Annotated in this window: 21 protein-coding genes; 8 read left to right on the top strand and 13 right to left on the bottom strand. The window is 66.7% G+C overall.

The features are described from left to right. The first annotated feature begins 160 nt into the window (after nucleotides 1-160). On the top strand, nucleotides 161-550 hold the full coding sequence (locus tag SLQ30_RS05570) for a PPOX class F420-dependent oxidoreductase (protein WP_319447556.1): 390 nt from the start codon (nucleotides 161-163) through the stop codon (nucleotides 548-550). A 4-nt stretch (nucleotides 551-554) separates the two neighbouring features. Here SLQ30_RS05570 and SLQ30_RS05565 read toward each other — a convergent pair whose 3' ends face one another. From SLQ30_RS05565 to SLQ30_RS05555, 3 genes are read right to left on the bottom strand one after another with little or no spacing between them, the layout of a single operon-like run. Then, nucleotides 555-1,031, bottom strand: a complete 477-nt coding sequence (locus SLQ30_RS05565; RefSeq protein WP_319447557.1) for a GNAT family N-acetyltransferase — start codon at nucleotides 1,029-1,031, stop codon at nucleotides 555-557. 14 nt (nucleotides 1,032-1,045) lie between these two features. Beyond that, nucleotides 1,046-1,345, bottom strand: a complete 300-nt coding sequence (locus tag SLQ30_RS05560) for a metal-sensitive transcriptional regulator (protein ID WP_319447558.1) — start codon at nucleotides 1,343-1,345, stop codon at nucleotides 1,046-1,048. A gap of 1 nt (nucleotide 1,346) precedes the next feature. Beyond that, on the bottom strand, nucleotides 1,347-1,949 hold the full coding sequence (locus SLQ30_RS05555; protein WP_319447559.1) for a DUF305 domain-containing protein: 603 nt from the start codon (nucleotides 1,947-1,949) through the stop codon (nucleotides 1,347-1,349). 77 nt (nucleotides 1,950-2,026) lie between these two features. Between SLQ30_RS05555 and ilvD the strand changes: the two genes are divergently transcribed. Beyond that, nucleotides 2,027-3,724, top strand: a complete 1,698-nt coding sequence (gene ilvD / locus SLQ30_RS05550; protein ID WP_319447560.1) for a dihydroxy-acid dehydratase — start codon at nucleotides 2,027-2,029, stop codon at nucleotides 3,722-3,724. A gap of 18 nt (nucleotides 3,725-3,742) precedes the next feature. Here ilvD and SLQ30_RS05545 read toward each other — a convergent pair whose 3' ends face one another. Then, nucleotides 3,743-4,375 carry an O-methyltransferase gene (locus SLQ30_RS05545; protein WP_413467946.1) on the bottom strand — a complete coding sequence of 211 codons (633 nt, stop codon included), beginning with the start codon at nucleotides 4,373-4,375 and terminating at the stop codon, nucleotides 3,743-3,745. Between the two features lie 123 nt (nucleotides 4,376-4,498). Here SLQ30_RS05545 and SLQ30_RS05540 point away from each other — a divergent pair, with 123 nt between their 5' ends. Both SLQ30_RS05540 and SLQ30_RS05535 read left to right on the top strand, forming a co-directional pair. Beyond that, nucleotides 4,499-5,527, top strand: coding sequence for an NAD-dependent epimerase/dehydratase family protein (locus SLQ30_RS05540; RefSeq protein ID WP_319447562.1), 1,029 nt, complete (start codon nucleotides 4,499-4,501; stop codon nucleotides 5,525-5,527). Further along, entirely contained in the window at nucleotides 5,524-6,444 is a 921-nt protein-coding gene (locus SLQ30_RS05535) for a TIGR03619 family F420-dependent LLM class oxidoreductase (protein ID WP_319447563.1), read from the top strand. Before SLQ30_RS05540 ends, SLQ30_RS05535 begins: the two co-directional genes overlap by 4 nt. Nucleotides 6,445-6,514: 70 nt before the next feature. On the opposite strand, the gene SLQ30_RS05530 is transcribed toward SLQ30_RS05535, so the two are convergent. The 6 genes from SLQ30_RS05530 to SLQ30_RS05505 are packed head-to-tail and all read right to left on the bottom strand — an operon-like array spanning nucleotide 6,515 to nucleotide 11,098. Beyond that, on the bottom strand, nucleotides 6,515-6,886 hold the full coding sequence (locus SLQ30_RS05530) for a hypothetical protein (RefSeq protein ID WP_319447687.1): 372 nt from the start codon (nucleotides 6,884-6,886) through the stop codon (nucleotides 6,515-6,517). A 43-nt stretch (nucleotides 6,887-6,929) separates the two neighbouring features. After that, nucleotides 6,930-7,421: a TIGR04338 family metallohydrolase gene (locus SLQ30_RS05525; protein ID WP_319447564.1), complete on the bottom strand. Its 492-nt coding sequence runs from the start codon at nucleotides 7,419-7,421 to the stop codon at nucleotides 6,930-6,932. A gap of 6 nt (nucleotides 7,422-7,427) precedes the next feature. Next, nucleotides 7,428-8,177 carry a DUF2786 domain-containing protein gene (locus tag SLQ30_RS05520; RefSeq protein ID WP_319447565.1) on the bottom strand — a complete coding sequence of 250 codons (750 nt, stop codon included), beginning with the start codon at nucleotides 8,175-8,177 and terminating at the stop codon, nucleotides 7,428-7,430. Between the two features lie 44 nt (nucleotides 8,178-8,221). Further along, entirely contained in the window at nucleotides 8,222-9,154 is a 933-nt protein-coding gene (locus SLQ30_RS05515; protein ID WP_319447566.1) for an NADP-dependent oxidoreductase, read from the bottom strand. A gap of 19 nt (nucleotides 9,155-9,173) precedes the next feature. After that, nucleotides 9,174-10,262: a hypothetical protein gene (locus SLQ30_RS05510; RefSeq protein WP_413467934.1), complete on the bottom strand. Its 1,089-nt coding sequence runs from the start codon at nucleotides 10,260-10,262 to the stop codon at nucleotides 9,174-9,176. Beyond that, on the bottom strand, nucleotides 10,259-11,098 hold the full coding sequence (locus SLQ30_RS05505; protein WP_319447567.1) for an alpha/beta hydrolase: 840 nt from the start codon (nucleotides 11,096-11,098) through the stop codon (nucleotides 10,259-10,261). The genes SLQ30_RS05510 and SLQ30_RS05505 overlap by 4 nt, the downstream gene beginning before the upstream one ends. Before the next feature lie 71 nt (nucleotides 11,099-11,169). On the opposite strand from SLQ30_RS05505, the gene SLQ30_RS05500 reads away from it, so the two are divergent. Beyond that, a complete protein-coding gene (locus tag SLQ30_RS05500; protein ID WP_413467933.1) occupies nucleotides 11,170-12,198 on the top strand; it encodes a sigma-70 family RNA polymerase sigma factor in 1,029 nt (342 codons plus the stop codon). Here the strand turns inward: SLQ30_RS05500 and SLQ30_RS05495 are convergent. Continuing rightward, the gene (locus SLQ30_RS05495) at nucleotides 12,181-12,654 is read right to left on the bottom strand and encodes a MarR family winged helix-turn-helix transcriptional regulator (RefSeq protein WP_319447569.1); all 474 of its coding nucleotides are present in this window, start codon (nucleotides 12,652-12,654) and stop codon (nucleotides 12,181-12,183) included. The two genes, SLQ30_RS05500 and SLQ30_RS05495, sit on opposite strands and share 18 nt — an antisense overlap. Before the next feature lie 72 nt (nucleotides 12,655-12,726). Here SLQ30_RS05495 and SLQ30_RS05490 point away from each other — a divergent pair, with 72 nt between their 5' ends. From SLQ30_RS05490 to SLQ30_RS05480, 3 genes are all read left to right on the top strand, one after another. Further along, nucleotides 12,727-13,491, top strand: coding sequence for a pirin family protein (locus SLQ30_RS05490; RefSeq protein ID WP_319447570.1), 765 nt, complete (start codon nucleotides 12,727-12,729; stop codon nucleotides 13,489-13,491). Next, nucleotides 13,469-14,764 carry a gluconolaconase gene (locus tag SLQ30_RS05485; protein WP_319447571.1) on the top strand — a complete coding sequence of 432 codons (1,296 nt, stop codon included), beginning with the start codon at nucleotides 13,469-13,471 and terminating at the stop codon, nucleotides 14,762-14,764. The genes SLQ30_RS05490 and SLQ30_RS05485 overlap by 23 nt, the downstream gene beginning before the upstream one ends. A 169-nt stretch (nucleotides 14,765-14,933) precedes the next feature. Then, entirely contained in the window at nucleotides 14,934-16,016 is a 1,083-nt protein-coding gene (locus SLQ30_RS05480; protein WP_319447572.1) for a phosphodiester glycosidase family protein, read from the top strand. A 13-nt stretch (nucleotides 16,017-16,029) separates the two neighbouring features. On the opposite strand, the gene SLQ30_RS05475 is transcribed toward SLQ30_RS05480, so the two are convergent. Both SLQ30_RS05475 and SLQ30_RS05470 read right to left on the bottom strand, forming a co-directional pair. Continuing rightward, complete coding sequence (locus SLQ30_RS05475; protein ID WP_319447573.1) at nucleotides 16,030-16,860, bottom strand: SDR family NAD(P)-dependent oxidoreductase; 831 nt, start codon at nucleotides 16,858-16,860, stop codon at nucleotides 16,030-16,032. A gap of 10 nt (nucleotides 16,861-16,870) precedes the next feature. Then, on the bottom strand, nucleotides 16,871-17,563 hold the full coding sequence (locus SLQ30_RS05470) for a YoaK family protein (protein WP_319447574.1): 693 nt from the start codon (nucleotides 17,561-17,563) through the stop codon (nucleotides 16,871-16,873). Between the last annotated feature and the right edge of the window lie 11 nt (nucleotides 17,564-17,574).

The following is a 17,574-nucleotide window of genomic DNA, read 5'->3' as shown; positions in this document are numbered from 1 at the left end:
CACTCCTGAACTGCAGTGTTGTTCGTCGGACGGCAGTGGATTGTTACTTCGAACCCACTATTGACAAGGGGCCGGTAACGGAATTCCGCCCCTTTGCGTTGCACCGCGGAGACGGTTTCATTCGATTTCATCCAATTCTCTTCGAACGAACGGAAATGCCATGGTCGCGATACCCGAGGGCTACCAGGACCTGCTGGAGCGCCCGCTATACGGCCATTTGGCCACTACCCGCCCGGACGGCACCGCGCAGGTGAACCCGATGTGGTTCGACTGGGACGGCGAACTGCTCCGCTTCACCCATACGAACAAGCGCCAGAAGTACCGCAATGTCACAGCACATCCACAGGTGGCGATGTCGGTCATCGACCCGGATAACCCGTACAAGTTCCTCGAGGTGCGCGGCGACGTCGTGGAATTGGTGCCGGATCCAGACGGCGACTTCTACATGCACCTCAACGATCGCTACAGCGGCCCGTTCACCCAGCCGCCGCCCGACCACCCGGACCGCATCGTGATCGTGGTGCGCCCGACGGCCTACTCCAAGCAGTAGCCGCTCAGTCGACCAGGAGCTCCCAGCGCCACACCGTGCCCTGCTCCTCGTCGGGCAGTTCGCCGACGAAACCGAAGCCGGCCTTGCCGAGTACCGACGTCGACGGGTTGGTCTTGGCCAGCGTGTGCGCGATGACCGTGTGCACCCCGCCTTCGGAGCACGCCTTGGCGACCAGCGCGCGGGCCGCGGCGGTGGCGTAGCCGTGGTTGCGGAATTCCGGCGCGATCTCATATCCGACCTCGACGACACCGTCATCGGGCGGACCCACGAAACCGCCCGATCCGACCAGCCGTCCGGTCGAGTCGAAGAAGAGGTGCAGCCACCAGCCGGCCTGGTCCGGTCGCTCGCGCAGCTTGTCGATGGTGAACTCGATGCCCTCCGGAATCTCCGGCCAGCCCGCGGGCACGGGGCTCGCGATGAGCTCGGCGAACTCGTCGGCATCACGCTGGAACGCCTCCAACGCGTCGATGGTCGCGGGCACGACCGACACGTCGCTCAGGACCGCACCAGCCTCGCGATGGCGGCCGACGCCTCGGCGAGCTTCTTGTCCGCTTCGTCGCCACCCTCGGCGACGGCGTGGCTCACGCAGTGGCCGAGATGCTCGTCGAGCAGGCCAAGCGCGACGGACTGCAGCGCGCTGTTGACCGCACTGATCTGGGTGAGCACGTCGATGCAGTACTTGTCGTCCTCGATCATCTTCGCGACGCCACGGACCTGCCCCTCGATTCGCCGAAGCCGCTTCGCGTAGTTGTCCTTGTTGGACGAATACCCATGTGGGGACTGGCTTTCCGTCATCTCACCCTCCCAGCATCTGCTTCATCGTGACGATCTCGGCCTGCTGCCCGGTCACGATCTGCCCCGCGAGCGTCTTGGCATCGGCATTGGCGCCGCCTGCGAGTTCCGCCTGCGCCATCTTGATGGCACCTTCGTGGTGGCCGATCATCGACTGGAGCCACAGTGTGTCGAATTCCGGCCCCTTGAGCGACCCGAGCTTCGTCATGGTCGCCTGATCGACCATGCCGTCCATCTGCATTCCGCCTGCCATGTCGCCATGGCCCTGGTGGTCGGACCCGCCCGCGTTCCACTGAACGAGAAACGCCTTCATGGTCTCGATCTCGGGACCTTGGGCGGCTGAGATGTCGGCGGCGAGCTTGACGACCTCCGGGTTGGTGGACCGGTCAGGCACCATCGCGGACATTTCGACGGCCTGCTGGTGGTGCGGAATCATGTTCGTCGCGAAGGACACGTCGGCGTCATTGAAGGCGGCGGGTGCAGTTGCGCTGGAGGACGGCGGGGCACTCTGGTCGTGACCGGCGTGCTCCTCAGTGGCTGGGCTGCTACAGGACGACAGGAACAGGGCGGTGGCAAGGGCGGCCAGCAGGGCCGGGAGCGACTTCATGACCCCACCGTACCGGATACCCCGGAGGGGTATGGAAATGGTTTGGTCGGTTAGCAGGCCAAAGGCATAATTGACCAATGCCCTCATCGCCCGATATCAAGCCCCGCAGCCGCGACGTCACCGACGGCCTCGAGAAGACCGCCGCCCGCGGCATGCTCCGGGCGGTCGGCATGGGTGACGACGACTGGGTCAAGTCGCAGATCGGCGTCGCGTCGTCGTGGAACGAGATCACGCCCTGCAATCTCTCGCTCGACCGGCTGGCCAAGGCCGTCAAAGAGGGTGTGCACGCGGCGGGCGGCTTCCCCATGGAGTTCGGGACCATCTCGGTGTCCGACGGCATATCGATGGGCCACGAGGGCATGCACTTCTCGCTGGTTTCCCGTGAAGTGATCGCGGACAGCGTCGAGACCGTGATGATGGCGGAGCGGCTCGACGGATCCGTGCTGCTGGCCGGCTGCGACAAGTCCCTGCCAGGCATGCTGATGGCCGCCGCCCGACTCGATCTGGCAAGCGTGTTCCTCTACGCGGGGTCGATCATGCCCGGCAAGGCCGTGCTCTCGGACGGCAGCGAGCGCGACGTGACGATCATCGACGCCTTCGAAGCGGTCGGCGCCTGCTCGCGCGGCCTGATGTCCCGCGAGGACGTCGACACCATCGAGCGCGCCATCTGTCCCGGCGAGGGCGCGTGCGGCGGCATGTACACCGCCAACACCATGGCCAGCGCGGCCGAGGCCATCGGCATGTCGCTGCCCGGCAGCGCGGCCCCGCCGGCCAGCGACCGCCGCCGCGACGGCTTCGCCAAAGCCAGCGGGGAGGCCGTCGTCGAGTTGCTCAAGCGCGGCATCACCGCCCGCGACATCATGACGAAGGAAGCTTTCGACAACGCGATCGCCGTCGTGATGGCGTTCGGCGGGTCAACCAACGCGGTACTGCACCTGCTCGCGATCGCCCACGAGGCCGACGTGAAGCTCACGCTCGACGACTTCATCCGCGTCGGCGCCAAGGTTCCGCACCTGGCGGACGTCAAGCCGTTCGGCAAGCACGTGATGTACGACGTCGACAAGATCGGCGGCGTGCCGGTCATCATGAAGGCGCTGCTGGACGCGGGCCTGCTGCACGGTGATTGCCTGACCGTCACCGGTAAGACCATGGCCGAGAACCTCGCCCACATCGCTCCGCCCGACCCGGACGGCAAGGTGCTGCGCGCGCTCTCGAACCCGATCCACCCGACCGGCGGCATCACGATCCTGCACGGTTCGCTTGCCCCCGAAGGTGCCGTGGTCAAGTCGGCCGGCTTCGACTCCGACGTGTTCGAAGGCACCGCAAGGGTTTTCGACGGTGAGCGCGCCGCGATGGATGCGTTGGAGGACGGCACCATCGTCGCGGGCGACGTCGTCGTCATCCGTTACGAGGGCCCCAAGGGCGGTCCCGGCATGCGCGAGATGCTCGCCATCACGGGCGCCATCAAGGGCGCCGGGCTCGGCAAGGACGTGCTGCTGCTCACCGATGGCCGGTTCTCCGGCGGCACCACCGGACTGTGCGTCGGGCACGTCGCGCCGGAAGCCGTCGACGCGGGCCCGATCGCGTTCCTCGAGCACGGGGACAAGATCCGGCTCGACGTCGGCAAGGGCACGCTGGACGTACTGGTCGACGCGGCCGAATTCGATTCGCGCAAGGCGGGTTTCAACCCGCCCGCACCGAAGTACCCCACCGGAGTGCTGGCCAAGTACCGCAAGCTGGTCGGCTCTGCGGCGCAGGGGGCGGTCTGCGGCTAGCGCGCGTCGTAGTTCGGCTTAGGGCTTCACCAGCGCGACCGCGAATCCGTCCCAGCCCTTGGTGCCCACCGTCTGAATGGCCGCGGTGTCGAGCCTGGGGTGTTCGCCCATCATCACGAACATGTCCTTGACCGCGCGGGCCTGCTGATCGTCGGGGGCCGGGTCGAGCACGCGGCCCTGCCGAGCGATGTTGTCGATCACGATAAGCGCGCCCGGATCCGCCAGACGCACCGCCCATTCGACGTAGGCCGGGTTGTTCTCCTTGTCGGCGTCGATGAAGAAGAAGTCGAAGCGGTCACCACGGTCGGCCAGGTTGGGCAGGCTGTCGAGCGCGGCCCCAACGACGATCTCCACCCGGTCGGACACGTCGGCCCGCAGCAGGTTCTTGCGGGCGACGTCGGCGTGGGCGCGTTCGTATTCCAACGTGACGACCTTCCCGTCGGGGCCGACGCCGCGCGCCAGCGCGATCGTGCTGTAGCCGCCGAGCGTTCCGATCTCGAGCACCCGGGTGGCGCCCGTGCTCCTCGCGAGCAGGTTCAACAACTTCGCATGCTGCGCGGACACCTCGATGCGGGGCATGCCAGCGGCGTCGGCCGCCTCGCGTGCCGCAGTCAGGGCAGCATCCTCGCTGTGCAGCAGTTGGCCGAACATGGCATCGAGTTCAAGCGGATCGGGCTCAGTCACGTATCTCACGTTAATCCGACGAGGGATCGGCGGGAATTCGAGTAGTGGGCTACTTACATCCGCGGACTGCCGCTCGGCGATATTCGAGCGATGAGGGTGCTCGTCACGGGCGGCACGGGATTCACCGGGTCGCACACCGCGTGCGCGCTGGTGGCCGCGGGCCACGACGTGCGGCTCCTGGCGCGCGATCCCGGCAAGGTGAGAAACGTGTTCGCGCCACATGGTTTCGTTCCCGAGGACGTAGTGGTCGGCGACATGACGGACGCCGCGGCGGTCGATGAGGCGTTGGTGGGTTGCGACGGGGTCGTCCATGTCGCGGCCGTCGTCGACCTGCGGCGCTCCATGGCCCGGATGGTCGAGGACACCAACGTGCGGGGTGTCGAGCTGGTGGTCGGCGGGGCGGCGCAGCGGGGCCTTCCGAGCATCGTCTACGTGTCGAGCCTCGGGGTGTTCTTCCGGCCTGGCGGGCCGGCTCTGACGCCCGCGCTTCCCATTGCGCCGGGGACGACGGCCTACGCGCGCTCGAAGGCGCGCTCCGAAGCGTACGTCCGCCGACTTCAGGTGAACGGCGCACACATCCGAATCTGTTATCCCGCGGCCATATCGGGGCCCGACGACCCCGGCATGAGCGAAGTGAACACCGGGCTGGCCTCGTTCATGAAGGACGTCTTCATGATCACGTCGAGCGGTCTCCAGGTCGTCGACGTTCGCGACCTGGCCACGCTGCACGTAAAGCTGCTCGAGCTTCCCGACGGGGCACACCGGTACGCGGCGTGCGCCGAAATGCTGACGTGGCCGGAGCTTCACCGGCTCGTCTGCCAGCTCACGGGCCGCAGCGTGCGTCACTTCTCCGCTCCCGGCGCCCTGCTGCGCGCAGCGGGCTACGTCGGCGACGCGTTGAAGCGCGTCCACGACTTCGACTTTCCGTTGACGCGCGACGGCATGGAATTCACCACGCGGTGGCCGGGGGCCGACGCCGAGCGGACGACACGTGAGCTCGGGCTGAGCTTCCGTGACGTTGCCACCACCTACCGCGACACATTGGCGTGGATGTACCGGGCCGGACATCTCAGCGCAGCGCAGGTCGGCAAGCTCGCCAAACTGGAGGCGATGTCGTGAAGTTCGCACTGCCCATTCCTCATTCGATGCGACTGAAGGCGCTCACCCAGCCCTGGGAGTCCAACGTGACCGGGCCGGACCAGGCCACGATTGCTCAACGTGCCGAAGAACTCGGCTACGACATGATCACCGTCCCAGAGCATTTCATCGTTCCGCGTGCGCATGTCGAGTTGTCGGGCCCGCACTACTTCCACTCGACGGTCGCCCAGGCGTTCCTGGCCGGCGCCACGCACCGCATCGCGATCAACTCGTCCGCGACATTGCTGCCCTTGCAGCACCCGATCATCATGGCCAAGGCCCTGTCGACTGCGGACTGGTTGAGCGGCGGACGCATGGTAGTCACGTTCGGTGTCGGCTGGGACGCAGAGGAGTTCCGCATCCTTGGCGTGCCATTCGGACAGCGTGGTCGCATGGCCGACGAGTACCTCGCCGCCATCATCGAGCTGTGGACCAGCGACGCACCGAAATTCGACGGCGAGTACGTGTCCTTCGACGACGTGGCGTTCGAACCCAAACCGGTCCAGAAGCCGCACCTACCGATCTGGATCGGAGGCGATGCCGACGCGGCGCTGCGGCGCGCCGCGCGGTTCGCCTCCGGCTGGATTCCATTCCTCACTCAGCCGGACGAGATCCCGGCGAAGATCGAATTCATCAAGTCGCAGCCGACATTTCGGGATGAACCGTTCGAGGTCTGCTACGGGCTCGGTACGTCCCTGATCGGTGAGGGCCACGTCGTCATCGACGACCCCACCCAGCAGCCCGGGATGACTGCTCCGGAGCTCATCGACAAGCTTGGCCGGTTCGCCGCATTGGGCGTCACGACCAGTTCCGTGCCGATCCCGCCGGTGGCCGACGTCAACGAATATCTCGACTACGCGCAGTGGGTGATCGAAGAAATCAAGCCCCACGTTCCCTGATCTGTTGCCCCCGCTCACAACGAAAAACGGACACCCCGAAGGGTGTCCGTCGTTCGACTGTGTCGGTGGCTCAGTGGCTCTGGTGAACCGTGGTGTCCACGTGGGGGACCTGGGCGGTCGGGTTCGTGATGTTGTTCACCCAGTCGTGATGGCCGATGTCGGCCGAGGCGGGCGCGGCCAGTCCCAGAACTCCGGCAGTCATGACGGACGCAATGGCGGTGGCAAACGTGATCTTCTGCATAATGGTGCCTTCTTTGGTATCAATTTCGTTGTTGCAACCGTGGCGCACTGCACTTGCTTCGAAGCACTTCGCGAACCGGTCTGTTTTGTTCAACAGGCAAGTGGGGGTGTTGATTTCCGGTTGGCAGGATTTGAACGCCAATTGGCAGCAGTCGATGGTGCCGATGGGATCTGGGGTTTCTAGGGGTGTGAGCGGCGCCACGCCAGCGCATCGGCAGCAAATGCACCGAAATGGCAGCGCGTGCTCAGCGCGCCCCCTCCTTGGCGTACACGACCCGCAGCACGTATCCGACCTCGGCGCCCATCACCGCGGCGGCGAGTTCACAGAACGTCGCGACGAACTCCGGACCGTGAGGGGGGTCGGATTGGCTGAAGTGATGGGCGAGCTCATGAAGCACGACCAGTTCCCTCAGCGCCCAGGTGGTTTGACGTTCAGGCACCGCGATGGTGGCCGAGACCGGTGTCCACTCGTAGTGCGCCGCCGACTCACCACGCCGCCCACGCACCGTCACGGGCGAGCGTTCGGGCCACCGCGCTCGCACCGCGGGATGGGCGAGCACGTCGTCCACGTAGCGCTGCACCGCGTCCACGGACCCGAACCGGCCCTCCGGCGGCAGTGTGACGCTGGTACCGAAGAAGTCCAGCGCGCGGCTGGCGTGGCTGTCCACGCGGTCGAAGAGCTTCCGCACGAATTCCTCTGCGGCATAGACCTTCGAGCGTTGCGCGTCGCGGGGCACGTGCGGCTAGGCCTCCAACGCCTTACCCGGCCCGGACAGTTCGGCACTGGGGCCAAGCCGGGCCCGGCGCCCGGCCCGGTCGCCTGCCCGCCGCGCGGCTGACGAATAACCCGCCGTCGCGCTGGTGGCCCGCCACGTGCCGCGCGCCTTGGACGCCTCCCGGTAGTAGCTCTTCAACTCGAGGTCCTTGTTGCGCAACGCAAGTGCGGTACCCGTACTGCGCTCGGGTTGCCGTGCGACCTCCCGCTTGGCATCGTCACGGGCCTCCCACAGCCGCTGGCCGACACGTGCGCCGAACGCCAGCTGGAAGTTCAGCCGTGCGGTGATGGTCGGCGTCGGCCGGTGTGCGCCGGTGGCGAGGTACGAGTCGGACGCCTTCACCATCTGTACGACCAGGCCGGCGTAGAGCGCGTGGGTGGCGTCGATGTCCTCGGCGAACCCGTACGCGTAGACGAACGTGGAGTTGGACGCGACGTCGCACTTCACGTCGTTGGCCGCCGCGATGACCGCGAACAGCTGCACGTAGGTTCGCAGGCCTCGCGCGCCTGCGTTGCCGATGGTGATGGTCCGCTGCGTGGGGGCCTGGGCCTTGCTGCGCGTGGCCGAATGCGCCCGCGCCACGGCCAGGTCTATCGAGGTCGTGGTGGCGAGCCGCTGCGCCGCCGCCATGAACGTCTCGGCCTCGTGGACGTTGTCGGTGTTCTCCGCCTGGCGCAGCAGGGCCGCGATACGCGCCAGCATCTTGTCTTCAGTCATGCGCGGATCCGCTCCGCTTCTCGCTGTCTAGTCATAGCTTCAAGCTAAGGAACCAGTACGACTTTCCCGCGGGCGTGACCTGTCTGCAGGTACCGGTGCGCCTCGGGTGCCTCATCCAACGGAAACACCTTGTCGACCGTTACCTCCAACTTGCCGTCCGCCGCCAGCGCGATGATCTCCGCTCGCGAGGCATCGCGGATGGCTTGCCCCCCATCGGCGCCGGTCAGCGCCGCGATACCGAGCTCGGCGGCCCGCCCGAACCCGGCGATGGTTGCGATGCGCGCACGGTCGGCCACCAGCGCCACCGACGTGTCGAGCGCCTCGTCGGTACCGATCAGGTCGAGCGCCGCGTCCACCCGACCGAGCGCCCGCACCCGGTCGGCCAGCCCGTCGCCGTATGCGACCGGTTCGGCCCCGTAGCTGCGCAGTTGATCGTGCCGGGCGGGGCTCGCGGTGGCGATTACCTTGGCTCCTCTGGCGACCGCAAGCTGCACCGCCATCAGGCCGACGCCACCGCTGGCTCCGTGGATCAACACGGTGTCATTGCTCCCCACCTTGGTGTTGGTCAACAGGTGCCACGCGGTACCGGCGACCAACAACAGTCCGGCAGCTTGTTCGAATGACAGCCCCGCAGGCTTATGCCCCACCTCAGAGGCCTCGGCGAGCACCCGCTGGGCGTAGGCGGCGTCAACGTTGGTGACGATCACCTCGTCGCCGACTGTCAGACCTCCGGTGTATCCACTCGCGCCAGGGGCGGCCGCAATGACCGTTCCCGAGGCCTCCAGCCCGAGCGGCATGGGCAGCTTGGCCGGGTCTCGGCCCATCTGACCGCTGTACAGCTTGAAGTCGAGCGGGTTGGTACCCGCCGCACGGACTTCGACGAGCACCTGTCCTTGGCCGGGAGCCGGCAGGTCGACGTCGTGTACTGCAAGGACTTCCGGCCCGCCATACCCTTCGGCGACAACAGTTCTCGTCATGGCCGAAGTGTATCCACTGTCACTTGCCGACGAACCCGTCGAGCGCGGTCAGCAGCTGCGGCGACAACGGGTCCTGCTTGGCATACTGCGCGACGTTGTCGGTCGGGTCGTCGCGCAACACATGGTTGACACCCTTGAGTTGGACGACGGTCAGCGCCGTGTGACCGAGTGCGTCGATCAGCGGTTGTTCGGCGGGACAGTTGGCCTGGCTGTCGGAGTCCGAGCACGTCAAAAGCACCGGAGTCCCCGCTGGCAGTTTCGCAGCCAGCGCAAGCGGGTCGATGGCGTCGGATTCGATGACGGCCTTTACGTTGCCCGCGTTGACGATCGCGCCGAGCCCCTCCGGCAGCGTGGCGGGCACCGTGCCCTTGGTACGGATCTCCTCGACGGCCGCGAGCCAGGTGTTCAGCACGTCGTCCGCCTGCTGTTGCGTCTTGGCGTTCGCCTTCACGTCGGCGGCGACGCTGATGCGGACGCGCCCGGTGATGATGTCGAGATAGCGGCCGTGCAGCGGCTGGAAGAGCCCCAGGGAGTGAATCGTCGGGCCACCGGGCGCCGGCGTGGCGGCCAACGTCAGCGCGTGGACCGTGCCCTCCCCGAGTCCGTAGGCGGAAATCCGGGACTTGTCGGTCCCCGGCTGGGTGGCGAGAAAGGCGGCTGCGGCGCGCGCACCGAGCGTGTAGATGGCGCTGCCCACGTCCTTGGGACGAAGGGCATACGGGCCAAGCCCGGTCTTGCCAGTGCCGACCTTGTCGTATCGCAACGTGGCGATGCCCTTGCCTGCCAGGTACTCCGCCAGCTGGCGCATGTTGCCCACCGGGCCTGCCACCGCGTTGTCGCCGTTGCGGTCGGTGTTGCCGCTCTCGGAGATCAGCACCGCGGCGGCACCAGGCGCTGTGTCCGCACGGTGCCGGTACGTGCCGTGGATGGTGAGCCCGCCCTCGGCCTGGAACGTGACCTCGTCTTCGACCCAGCCGCCGGGCAGTGCGACCGAGGTCGGCGACGTCGACGATGGCGCGGACGCGGCAGGCTTGGACCCGGACCCACACCCCGCGAGCACCAACACGGCGGTCAGCATCCAGAAGGTATGTCGGCCAACGATTTTCACAACCGCACCTCGATCCACGACACGACGTCGTCGAGCACCTGCGCGCGTTCCGGTTCGTTGAACACCTCGTGGTAGAGCTCGGGGTAGACCTTGAGGTGGACGTCTTCGGACGCCACGCACTCGACAAGGCGTGTGCTGCCCGCGACAGGGATCAGCTTGTCCTGGCCCCCGTGGACGACGAGCAGCGGCGCAGTCAGTGCCGACGCGCGTTGGGGCATCGTCTCGCCGACGCCGATTAGTGCCTTGGCGATCCCGGCGGGCAGCTTGCCGTGATGCACCAGTGGATCGGCCTCATAGGCAGCCACCACTTGGGGGTCGCGAGAGACGGCGTCGGCGGGCAGGTTCTCGACCGGTAGCCCGGGCAGCACGCTGCCCACCACCTTGGCGACGGCGATCATCACGGGCGACACGGCGTCCTGCGCGAACACCGCGGGACCGGACAGCACCATCAGGGCGTAGTCGTCGGGGTGCTCGACCCCGTAAGCGAAGACCACGCCGCCGCCCATGCTGTGGCCAAGCACCACGCGCTTGAGCTCTGGGTAGGCGGCGCTGGCCAGCCCGACCAGATGATGAAAGTCAGCGGTGTACTCGGTGATGTTCTTCAGATACACCCGCTTGCCGCCGGAGCGGCCGTGTCCGCGCAGGTCAAGGGCGAAGGTGATGAGCCCGGCCTCACCGAACCGCTCGGCGACGTGGTCGTATCGCCGCGCGTGTTCGGCGTAGCCGTGGCAGAGCACCACCACCCCGGTCGGGTCCGTGTTGGGGGTCCAGACGTCGTACACGATTTGGGTGCCGCCGACGCCGTCGAAGCTTCGCTCGCTGCGGGTGGTTGCCATCAGGGGAGACTAGCTGGCGGCACTAAACACCACCTGTGACGCTTTGGGGGGACCTTGTCCTTTGACTGACCTTGTCGGGGGGCGTCGGTAGTGTTGCCAGGGTGAGCGTGCTCGCAGAAGATCCGGTCGGTTTCGAGTCCAAGGATGCGTTCCTGGCCGACGCCCAGCGCTACCGGCGCGAACTCCTGGCGCACTGCTACCGCATGACGGGTTCACTCCACGATGCCGAGGACCTGGTCCAGGAGACCTACCTGCGGGCGTGGAAGGCCTACGACAAATTCGAGGGCAAGTCGTCGGTTCGCACCTGGCTCTACCGCATCGCCACGAACACCAGCCTGACCTCGCTCGAAGGCCGCAAGCGCAGGCCGCTGCCTTCGGGGTTGGGCGCGCCCGCGTCGGACCCATCGGGCGACATCACCGAGCATCACGAGATCACCTGGCTCGAGCCGCTACCCGACTCACCACACGAGCACCCGTCGGACCCGTCGGTGATCGCCGAATCCCGGGAGTCGGTGCGGCTGGCCTTCATCGCCGCGCTGCAGCACCTCTCGCCCCGTCAGCGTGCCGTGCTAGTGCTTCGCGAAGTCCTGCAATGGAAGGCCGCAGAGGTGGGCGTCGCCATCGGTGCGTCGACGGCCGCGGTCAACAGCCTGCTGCAACGGGCCCGCGCGCAACTCGATTCGATCCAGCCCAGTGAGGATCATCAGGTGGCGCTGCCGGAGTCCCCGGAGGCGCAGGATCTGCTGACTCGCTACATCGACGCGTTCGAGTCCTACGACATGGACAAGCTCGTCGAGTTGTTCACAGCCGAAGCGGTGTTCGAGATGCCGCCGTTCGACGGTTGGTATCAGGGTCCCGAGCACATCGTCCTGCTGTCCAAGACGCACTGCCCAGCCGAGGGCGCAGGCGACATGCAGTTCGTGCGCACCACCGCCAACGGCCAGCCCGCCGCCGCGCTCTACATGCTCAACCGCGAAACCGGCCTGCACGAGGAGTTCCAACTGCACGTGCTCGAAGTCGGCCCCGAGGGCGTCACGCACGTGGTGGCGTTCCACGCCGACGGGTTGTTCGAGAAGTTCGGGCTACCGCGGACCTTGTGACATGCCGGGGCGGGCTTCCAACCGCTCCAGTACCCCCGACGTCCAGCGTTGCAACGCGCGTAGGTCGCTGGCACGCACATCCGCGAAGACCGCGTCGTGAACCAACTTCGCGTGCCCGGGCGCCGCGGCGTCCAGGGCACTCCTTCCGTCCTTCGTGAGCTCGATGGTCGCCGCTCTGCGGTCGTCGTCGGCGCCGCGGCGCAGTACCAGTCCGCGGGTCCGCATCCGAGACAGCTGGTGTGACAACCGGCTCTGCTCCCAGCCCAGTCGGTCCCCCAACTCGGAGATCCGACAACCGGGGCGTTCGTCGAGCGCGACGAGCACGTCGTAGTCAGCCAGGGACAGCCCGCAGTCGCGTTGCAGCTGGCGGTTCATGGCGATCTGCAGCCGCCCCGTCATCGTCAGGTAGTCGCGCCACACCCGTTGTTCGTCACTGGATAGCCACATGGAATACATGACACATCATTCATGTTGTCGTGTCCAGTGCCTGCCACCTAGGCTGGCGAAGGCCTCCCGAGGAGGGATCCCATGACCAGCATCGAAACCGCCGAGATCCGACGCGCGGCGGACCGTGCCGCCACCAAGATCTCGTGGCTCGACAGCAAGCATTCGTTCTCGTTCGGATCGCACTACGACCCCAAGAACACCCACCACGGGCTACTGCTGGTCAACAACGACGACCAGGTGAACCCCGGCAGCGGATTTGAAACCCACCCTCATCGCGACATGGAAATCGTCACCTGGGTGCTGCGCGGGTCACTGGTGCACCAGGATTCCACCGGGCACTCCGGCGTCATCTATCCCGGTCTGGCACAACGGATGTCGGCCGGACGTGGCATCATGCACTCCGAGAAGAACGATTCGTGGACGCTCACCGGCGACCAGGCCCATCACGAACCCGTGCACTTCGTGCAGATGTGGGTGGCCCCCGATGAGTCCGGCCTCACCCCTGGCTATCAGCAATTGGAAATCGACGACGAACTGCTCCGAGGTGGGCTGGTGACGGTCGCGTCCGGCATGCCCGAGCACGCCGACGATGCTGCCATCACCATTCGGAACCGGTATGCCGCCCTGCGCGTCGCCCGTATGCAGCCCGGCGACGGCGTCGAACTACCCGTCGCCCCATACCTGCACCTGTTCGTGCCGCGCGGCGAGGTCACACTGGAGGGTGCCGGCTCACTACAAGAGGGTGACGCCGTGCGCTTCACCGCGTCCGGAGGGCAACGGGTCGTCGCGACCGAACCGTCCGAAATCCTGGTCTGGGAGATGCATGCGGGCCTTGCTGCCGCGTAAATCGTTGCGCATCGGGCTCGTTGGGCTCTTGTTGCTCGCGGGATGTTCGTCGACCCCCGCGCCGCCCACCGCGACGACGAAGCCTGCCTCGGAAGCGGGCCTCGTCGAGGTGGCCGTCAAAGTGCAGGACGACATGGCGCAGGCGCCGTTCGACGTGCCTCGGAAAGCGTTGGTACCCAAGGGTTGGACGCTGTCAGTCTGGGCGCGGTTGCCCAAGCCGCGCTTGGCGGCCTGGGCTCCGGACGGAAACCTGTTGGTGTCGATACCCGGCGCCGGGCAGGTAGCGCGGCTGGAACCCACGGGTGCGGGCCCACGCATGGGACTCCTCATCGGGGGCATGGACCAGCCTCACGGCATCGCCTTTGCAGGTTCGACGCTGTACGTGGCCGAGAGCAATCGGATAGATGCGTTCGAGTACGCCAACGAGACGACCTCGCCTCCACGTTTCGTCGCCACGGGCCTGCCCGATGCCGGCAGCCCGGAGCTGGGTGGGTCCTACGCGCACGCACTGAAGAGTCTTGCGGTGGGACCCGATGGCGCCGTGTATTTTTCGATCGGTTCGACCGGCAACGTCTCAGCCGGGGACCGCACTGCGAACCCGCAGCGGGCCACCGTCATGCGCATCCCGCCGGGCGGCGGTCCCGCTCAGATCTTCGCGACAGGGGTGCGCAATGGCACCGGGCTCGCAATCGCGCCGGATGGGTCCCTCTGGACCGCCGTCAACAATCGTGACAACGTCGCGGTCCCCGATGCCGGTCCGTCGTACGGCCAGGTGGTCGGTGACTACGTCGGCGATCATCCTCCCGAGTCGATCGCGAAGCTCACCCTGGGCCGCGAATTGGGTTGGCCCTACTGCAATCCCGATGGCGGTCCCGCCAACCTCCCGTTGATCCGCGACGTCCAGACCAATGCTGACGGCAGCAAGCTCGACTGCGCCGCGCTACCGCCGATCGAGCAGAGCATGGCCGCGCATTCGGCCCCGCTCGGGTTGAGCTTCGTCGACGGCGCGCTGCCCGCTCCGTACGCACACGGTGCACTGGTCGGCGTACACGGGTCGTGGAACCGGCAGCCACCGCGGGCGCCCGAGGTGTCCTTCTACCCGTGGCAGCACGGAAGTCTTGGCAATCAGCAGACGCTCGTCGGCGGCTTTCAGGACGCCGATGGCTCACGGTGGGGTCGGCCCGTTGCGGCGCTCGTCGGCCCGGACGGCGCTGTGTACATCACCGACGACCAGGCCGATGCCATCTATCGGCTCGCACCCCCTTCACGCTGATGAGTGCTTGCCCGAGGGGCAAGCCGCACTAACGGGCGTGGGTGGCAAATTCCCTCGGCGCCAACGTGATTCGCTCGCCACCGAAGCGTGATGTAGCTGTGATGAAAGTTGACAGTGTGTTCGCTGTGATTATTGTTAACTAACTGTCAATTCTGGCGAAGGGGCGACTGTGCTGCACAGACCCGCGAAATTCCGCCGCTTCGTCGCGTCTGCGACGGCGGCGGTCGTTTGCGCTGCCGTCGCCGCGACGGCTGGAGTACCCACCGCCAACGCGGCCGACGGTCGGGAGTTGCTGGCCAGCGCGATCGCCAACACCAAGGGCCGCTACCTGGTGTACAACTTCGGCGGCGGCAACCCGGCACCGATGCTCAACGCCGGTGGCAGCTGGTACGAACTGTCCAGCGGCGGCCACCTGATGATCATCAAGAACGCGTCGCAGAAACTCACCCCGCGGCTGCTCGTCGACTCCCACTCCGGCTACCAATCTCGCTGCGAGCGAAGCGCAGGCGCGCGAACCAGCGAGGGTCTGTGGCAGGCCTCCGAAACTTACTCCCCGCTGCAGGCGTGGCAGGCGCTCGGGCAGCCGACCATCGCGATCAACGCCAACTTCTTCGACGTACGCGGCCAGAAGGGCGGGTCCTGGAAGCAAACCGGGTGCAGCTCACCCCTTGGCGCCTACGTCGACAACACCCGCGGACAAGGCAAGGCCAATGCTGCCGTCACGGGCACCGTCGCCTACGCAGGCAAGCAGGCACTCTCAGGCGGGGACGAGGTCTGGACCGCCTTGACGACGATGATCCTCCCGGTCGGTGGTGCTCCGTTCGTGATCACGCCAAAGTCCAATGGCGACTACGACGCAGCTTCCCCGGTGATCGCCGACCTGATGGCGAAAGGCACGCGCTTCGTAGCGGTCAGCGGGCTCGGTCTGCTCGCCCCGGGCGACACCGGACAGATGAACGACGGCGGCCCGAGCGCCGCCCGCACCGCGCTTGCCTACGCACGCGACCGCGACGAGATGTACGTATTCCAGGGCGGCAGCTATACCCCCGACCAGATCCAGGATCTCTTCCGCGCATTGGGCAGCGACACCGCGATCTTGCTCGACGGCGGCGGCTCGTCGGCGATCGTGCTGCGCCGCGACACCGGTGGCATGTGGGCAGGTTCTGGGGTTCCCAAGGGGTCCTGCGACACCTACCAGGTGTTGTGCGATTCCCGCGAGCGCGCGCTACCCAGTTGGCTTGCCTTCAGCTGAGTACGCGTGCGCGCTACGGCTGTCCCCCGACCTTGCGTAGCACCCGATCGCGCACGGCGATGGGCAGTTTGGTCATGAGCGCGGCCTGCACCTTGGGCGCCCCACCCACGACGTATCGCGGCCGCGGCCGTCTCGTGGTCAGGGCGCGTTCGACGACGGCAGCCACCTTCTCGGGCGCGACGGCCAACTTCTGCGACAGCGGGATGCGCTTCTTGAAGCCTGCGATGTGCTTCGCGTACAGCTCGCGGTGGGCGGGAGTGAGCGCGGCCTCGGCATCCGCGACCATGTCGGGCGCCGTCTCCCACATATCCGTGTCCGTCTGAGCCGGTTCCACCACGACGACCGGGATGTCCCAGGGCCGAAGTTCCATCCGCAGGCATTCCGCCGCGGCCTCGAGGGCGAACTTCGAGGCGCAGTAGGCGCCCATCAGCGGGAACACCAACTGGCCGTTGACACTCGAGATGAACACCACTCGGCCGCGGGTACTCCGCAGCCGCGACAGCACCGCGCGAGTCACGGCCAGCTGGCCAATCACGTTGACGTCCAACTGCTTACGCCAATCTGCCGTGGTGACCGCTTCCATCGGCCCTGGGACGACGATGCCCGCGTTGTTCACGACGGCGTCGAGGTGGACGGGCAGCGTTTCGGCGAGCTGTTCGAGGTGATCGTCGTTGGTCACGTCCAGGATGACCGCGGAGATGCGCTGCGGATTGGCCGACGTGATGGCGTCGGCATCCCGTTGGGTGCGTACCCCCGCGATGACGTCCCAGTTGCGGCCGGCGAGATGTTCGGCGATGGACCGTCCGATACCTCGGCCTGCGCCCGTAACGAGTACTGATGGCATGGGATTCAGGCTAGCCGTCGGGGGTCGGGAGCCGGGCGGGACCGAACGCGAAGATCCCAAGGCTGGTCGCGACCACGAGTCCCGCGAGCGCAATGATCGGTGCGACGGCCACCAGCGTCAGGGTGGCTCCAACACCTGCGCCGGCGCACATCGTCAGCACGACGGCATAGCGCAGCTTTTCCCGCTGCCCGGTGCCGCCGGCCAGCCTGCTGTCGAACCCGATGCCCACGATCGTGGACGTCAGCACGGTGGTACTGAGTTCCTGGATGCCGAACTGGCGCGCGGTCGCGTTCTGGCTGCCGAAGGTCACCGCGAGCCCGGCGATGAGGACCAACTTTCCGTTGTCGTGGTAGTGGACCACCCCGCTGCCCGCCAGCACGGCGAGCGCGATCATCATCACGACTTCCAGCCCGAGCGCGATCACCAACCAGCGTCGCACGTCGTGATCGAGATGACGTGCGAGTCGCCCGCCGATCACCGTTCCGGCGACGAAGCACAGGAACGCGACCACCGCCGCCATCATGTCCACCCCGGAGTGCGGCACCAACCAGAACCCGAGGAAGATCACGTTGCCCGTCATGTTCGCCACGAAGACGTGACCGAGCACCAGCACGCTGACCGCATCCACCAGTCCGGTGGCAAACGTCAACAACAGCAGGCCGACTACCGTCATCCGGTGGGAGACAGGCGATTCCATGGTCATTGCGCCTGGGT

The organism is Mycobacterium sp. RTGN4, assembly GCF_033804635.1.
Classification (GTDB): Bacteria; Actinomycetota; Actinomycetes; order Mycobacteriales; family Mycobacteriaceae; genus Mycobacterium.
This window is presented reverse-complemented; position numbering and strand designations above follow the sequence as displayed.

Excerpts from the sequence above, each read along its gene's own strand:
- SLQ30_RS05475 (WP_319447573.1), bottom strand. The coding sequence starts at position 16,860 with ATGCCATCAGTACTCGTTACGGGCGCAGGCCGAGGTATCGGACGGTCC.
- SLQ30_RS05555 (WP_319447559.1), bottom strand. The coding sequence starts at position 1,949 with ATGAAGTCGCTCCCGGCCCTGCTGGCCGCCCTTGCCACCGCCCTGTTC.
- SLQ30_RS05490 (WP_319447570.1), top strand. The coding sequence starts at position 12,727 with ATGACCAGCATCGAAACCGCCGAGATCCGACGCGCGGCGGACCGTGCC.
- SLQ30_RS05540 (WP_319447562.1), top strand. The coding sequence starts at position 4,499 with ATGAGGGTGCTCGTCACGGGCGGCACGGGATTCACCGGGTCGCACACC.
- SLQ30_RS05570 (WP_319447556.1), top strand. The coding sequence starts at position 161 with ATGGTCGCGATACCCGAGGGCTACCAGGACCTGCTGGAGCGCCCGCTA.
- SLQ30_RS05495 (WP_319447569.1), bottom strand. The coding sequence starts at position 12,654 with ATGTATTCCATGTGGCTATCCAGTGACGAACAACGGGTGTGGCGCGAC.
- SLQ30_RS05520 (WP_319447565.1), bottom strand. The coding sequence starts at position 8,177 with ATGACTGAAGACAAGATGCTGGCGCGTATCGCGGCCCTGCTGCGCCAG.
- ilvD (WP_319447560.1), top strand. The coding sequence starts at position 2,027 with ATGCCCTCATCGCCCGATATCAAGCCCCGCAGCCGCGACGTCACCGAC.
- SLQ30_RS05470 (WP_319447574.1), bottom strand. The coding sequence starts at position 17,563 with ATGACCATGGAATCGCCTGTCTCCCACCGGATGACGGTAGTCGGCCTG.
- SLQ30_RS05485 (WP_319447571.1), top strand. The coding sequence starts at position 13,469 with ATGCGGGCCTTGCTGCCGCGTAAATCGTTGCGCATCGGGCTCGTTGGG.
- SLQ30_RS05515 (WP_319447566.1), bottom strand. The coding sequence starts at position 9,154 with ATGACGAGAACTGTTGTCGCCGAAGGGTATGGCGGGCCGGAAGTCCTT.
- SLQ30_RS05560 (WP_319447558.1), bottom strand. The coding sequence starts at position 1,345 with ATGACGGAAAGCCAGTCCCCACATGGGTATTCGTCCAACAAGGACAAC.
- SLQ30_RS05505 (WP_319447567.1), bottom strand. The coding sequence starts at position 11,098 with ATGGCAACCACCCGCAGCGAGCGAAGCTTCGACGGCGTCGGCGGCACC.
- SLQ30_RS05545 (WP_413467946.1), bottom strand. The coding sequence starts at position 4,375 with ATGTTCGGCCAACTGCTGCACAGCGAGGATGCTGCCCTGACTGCGGCA.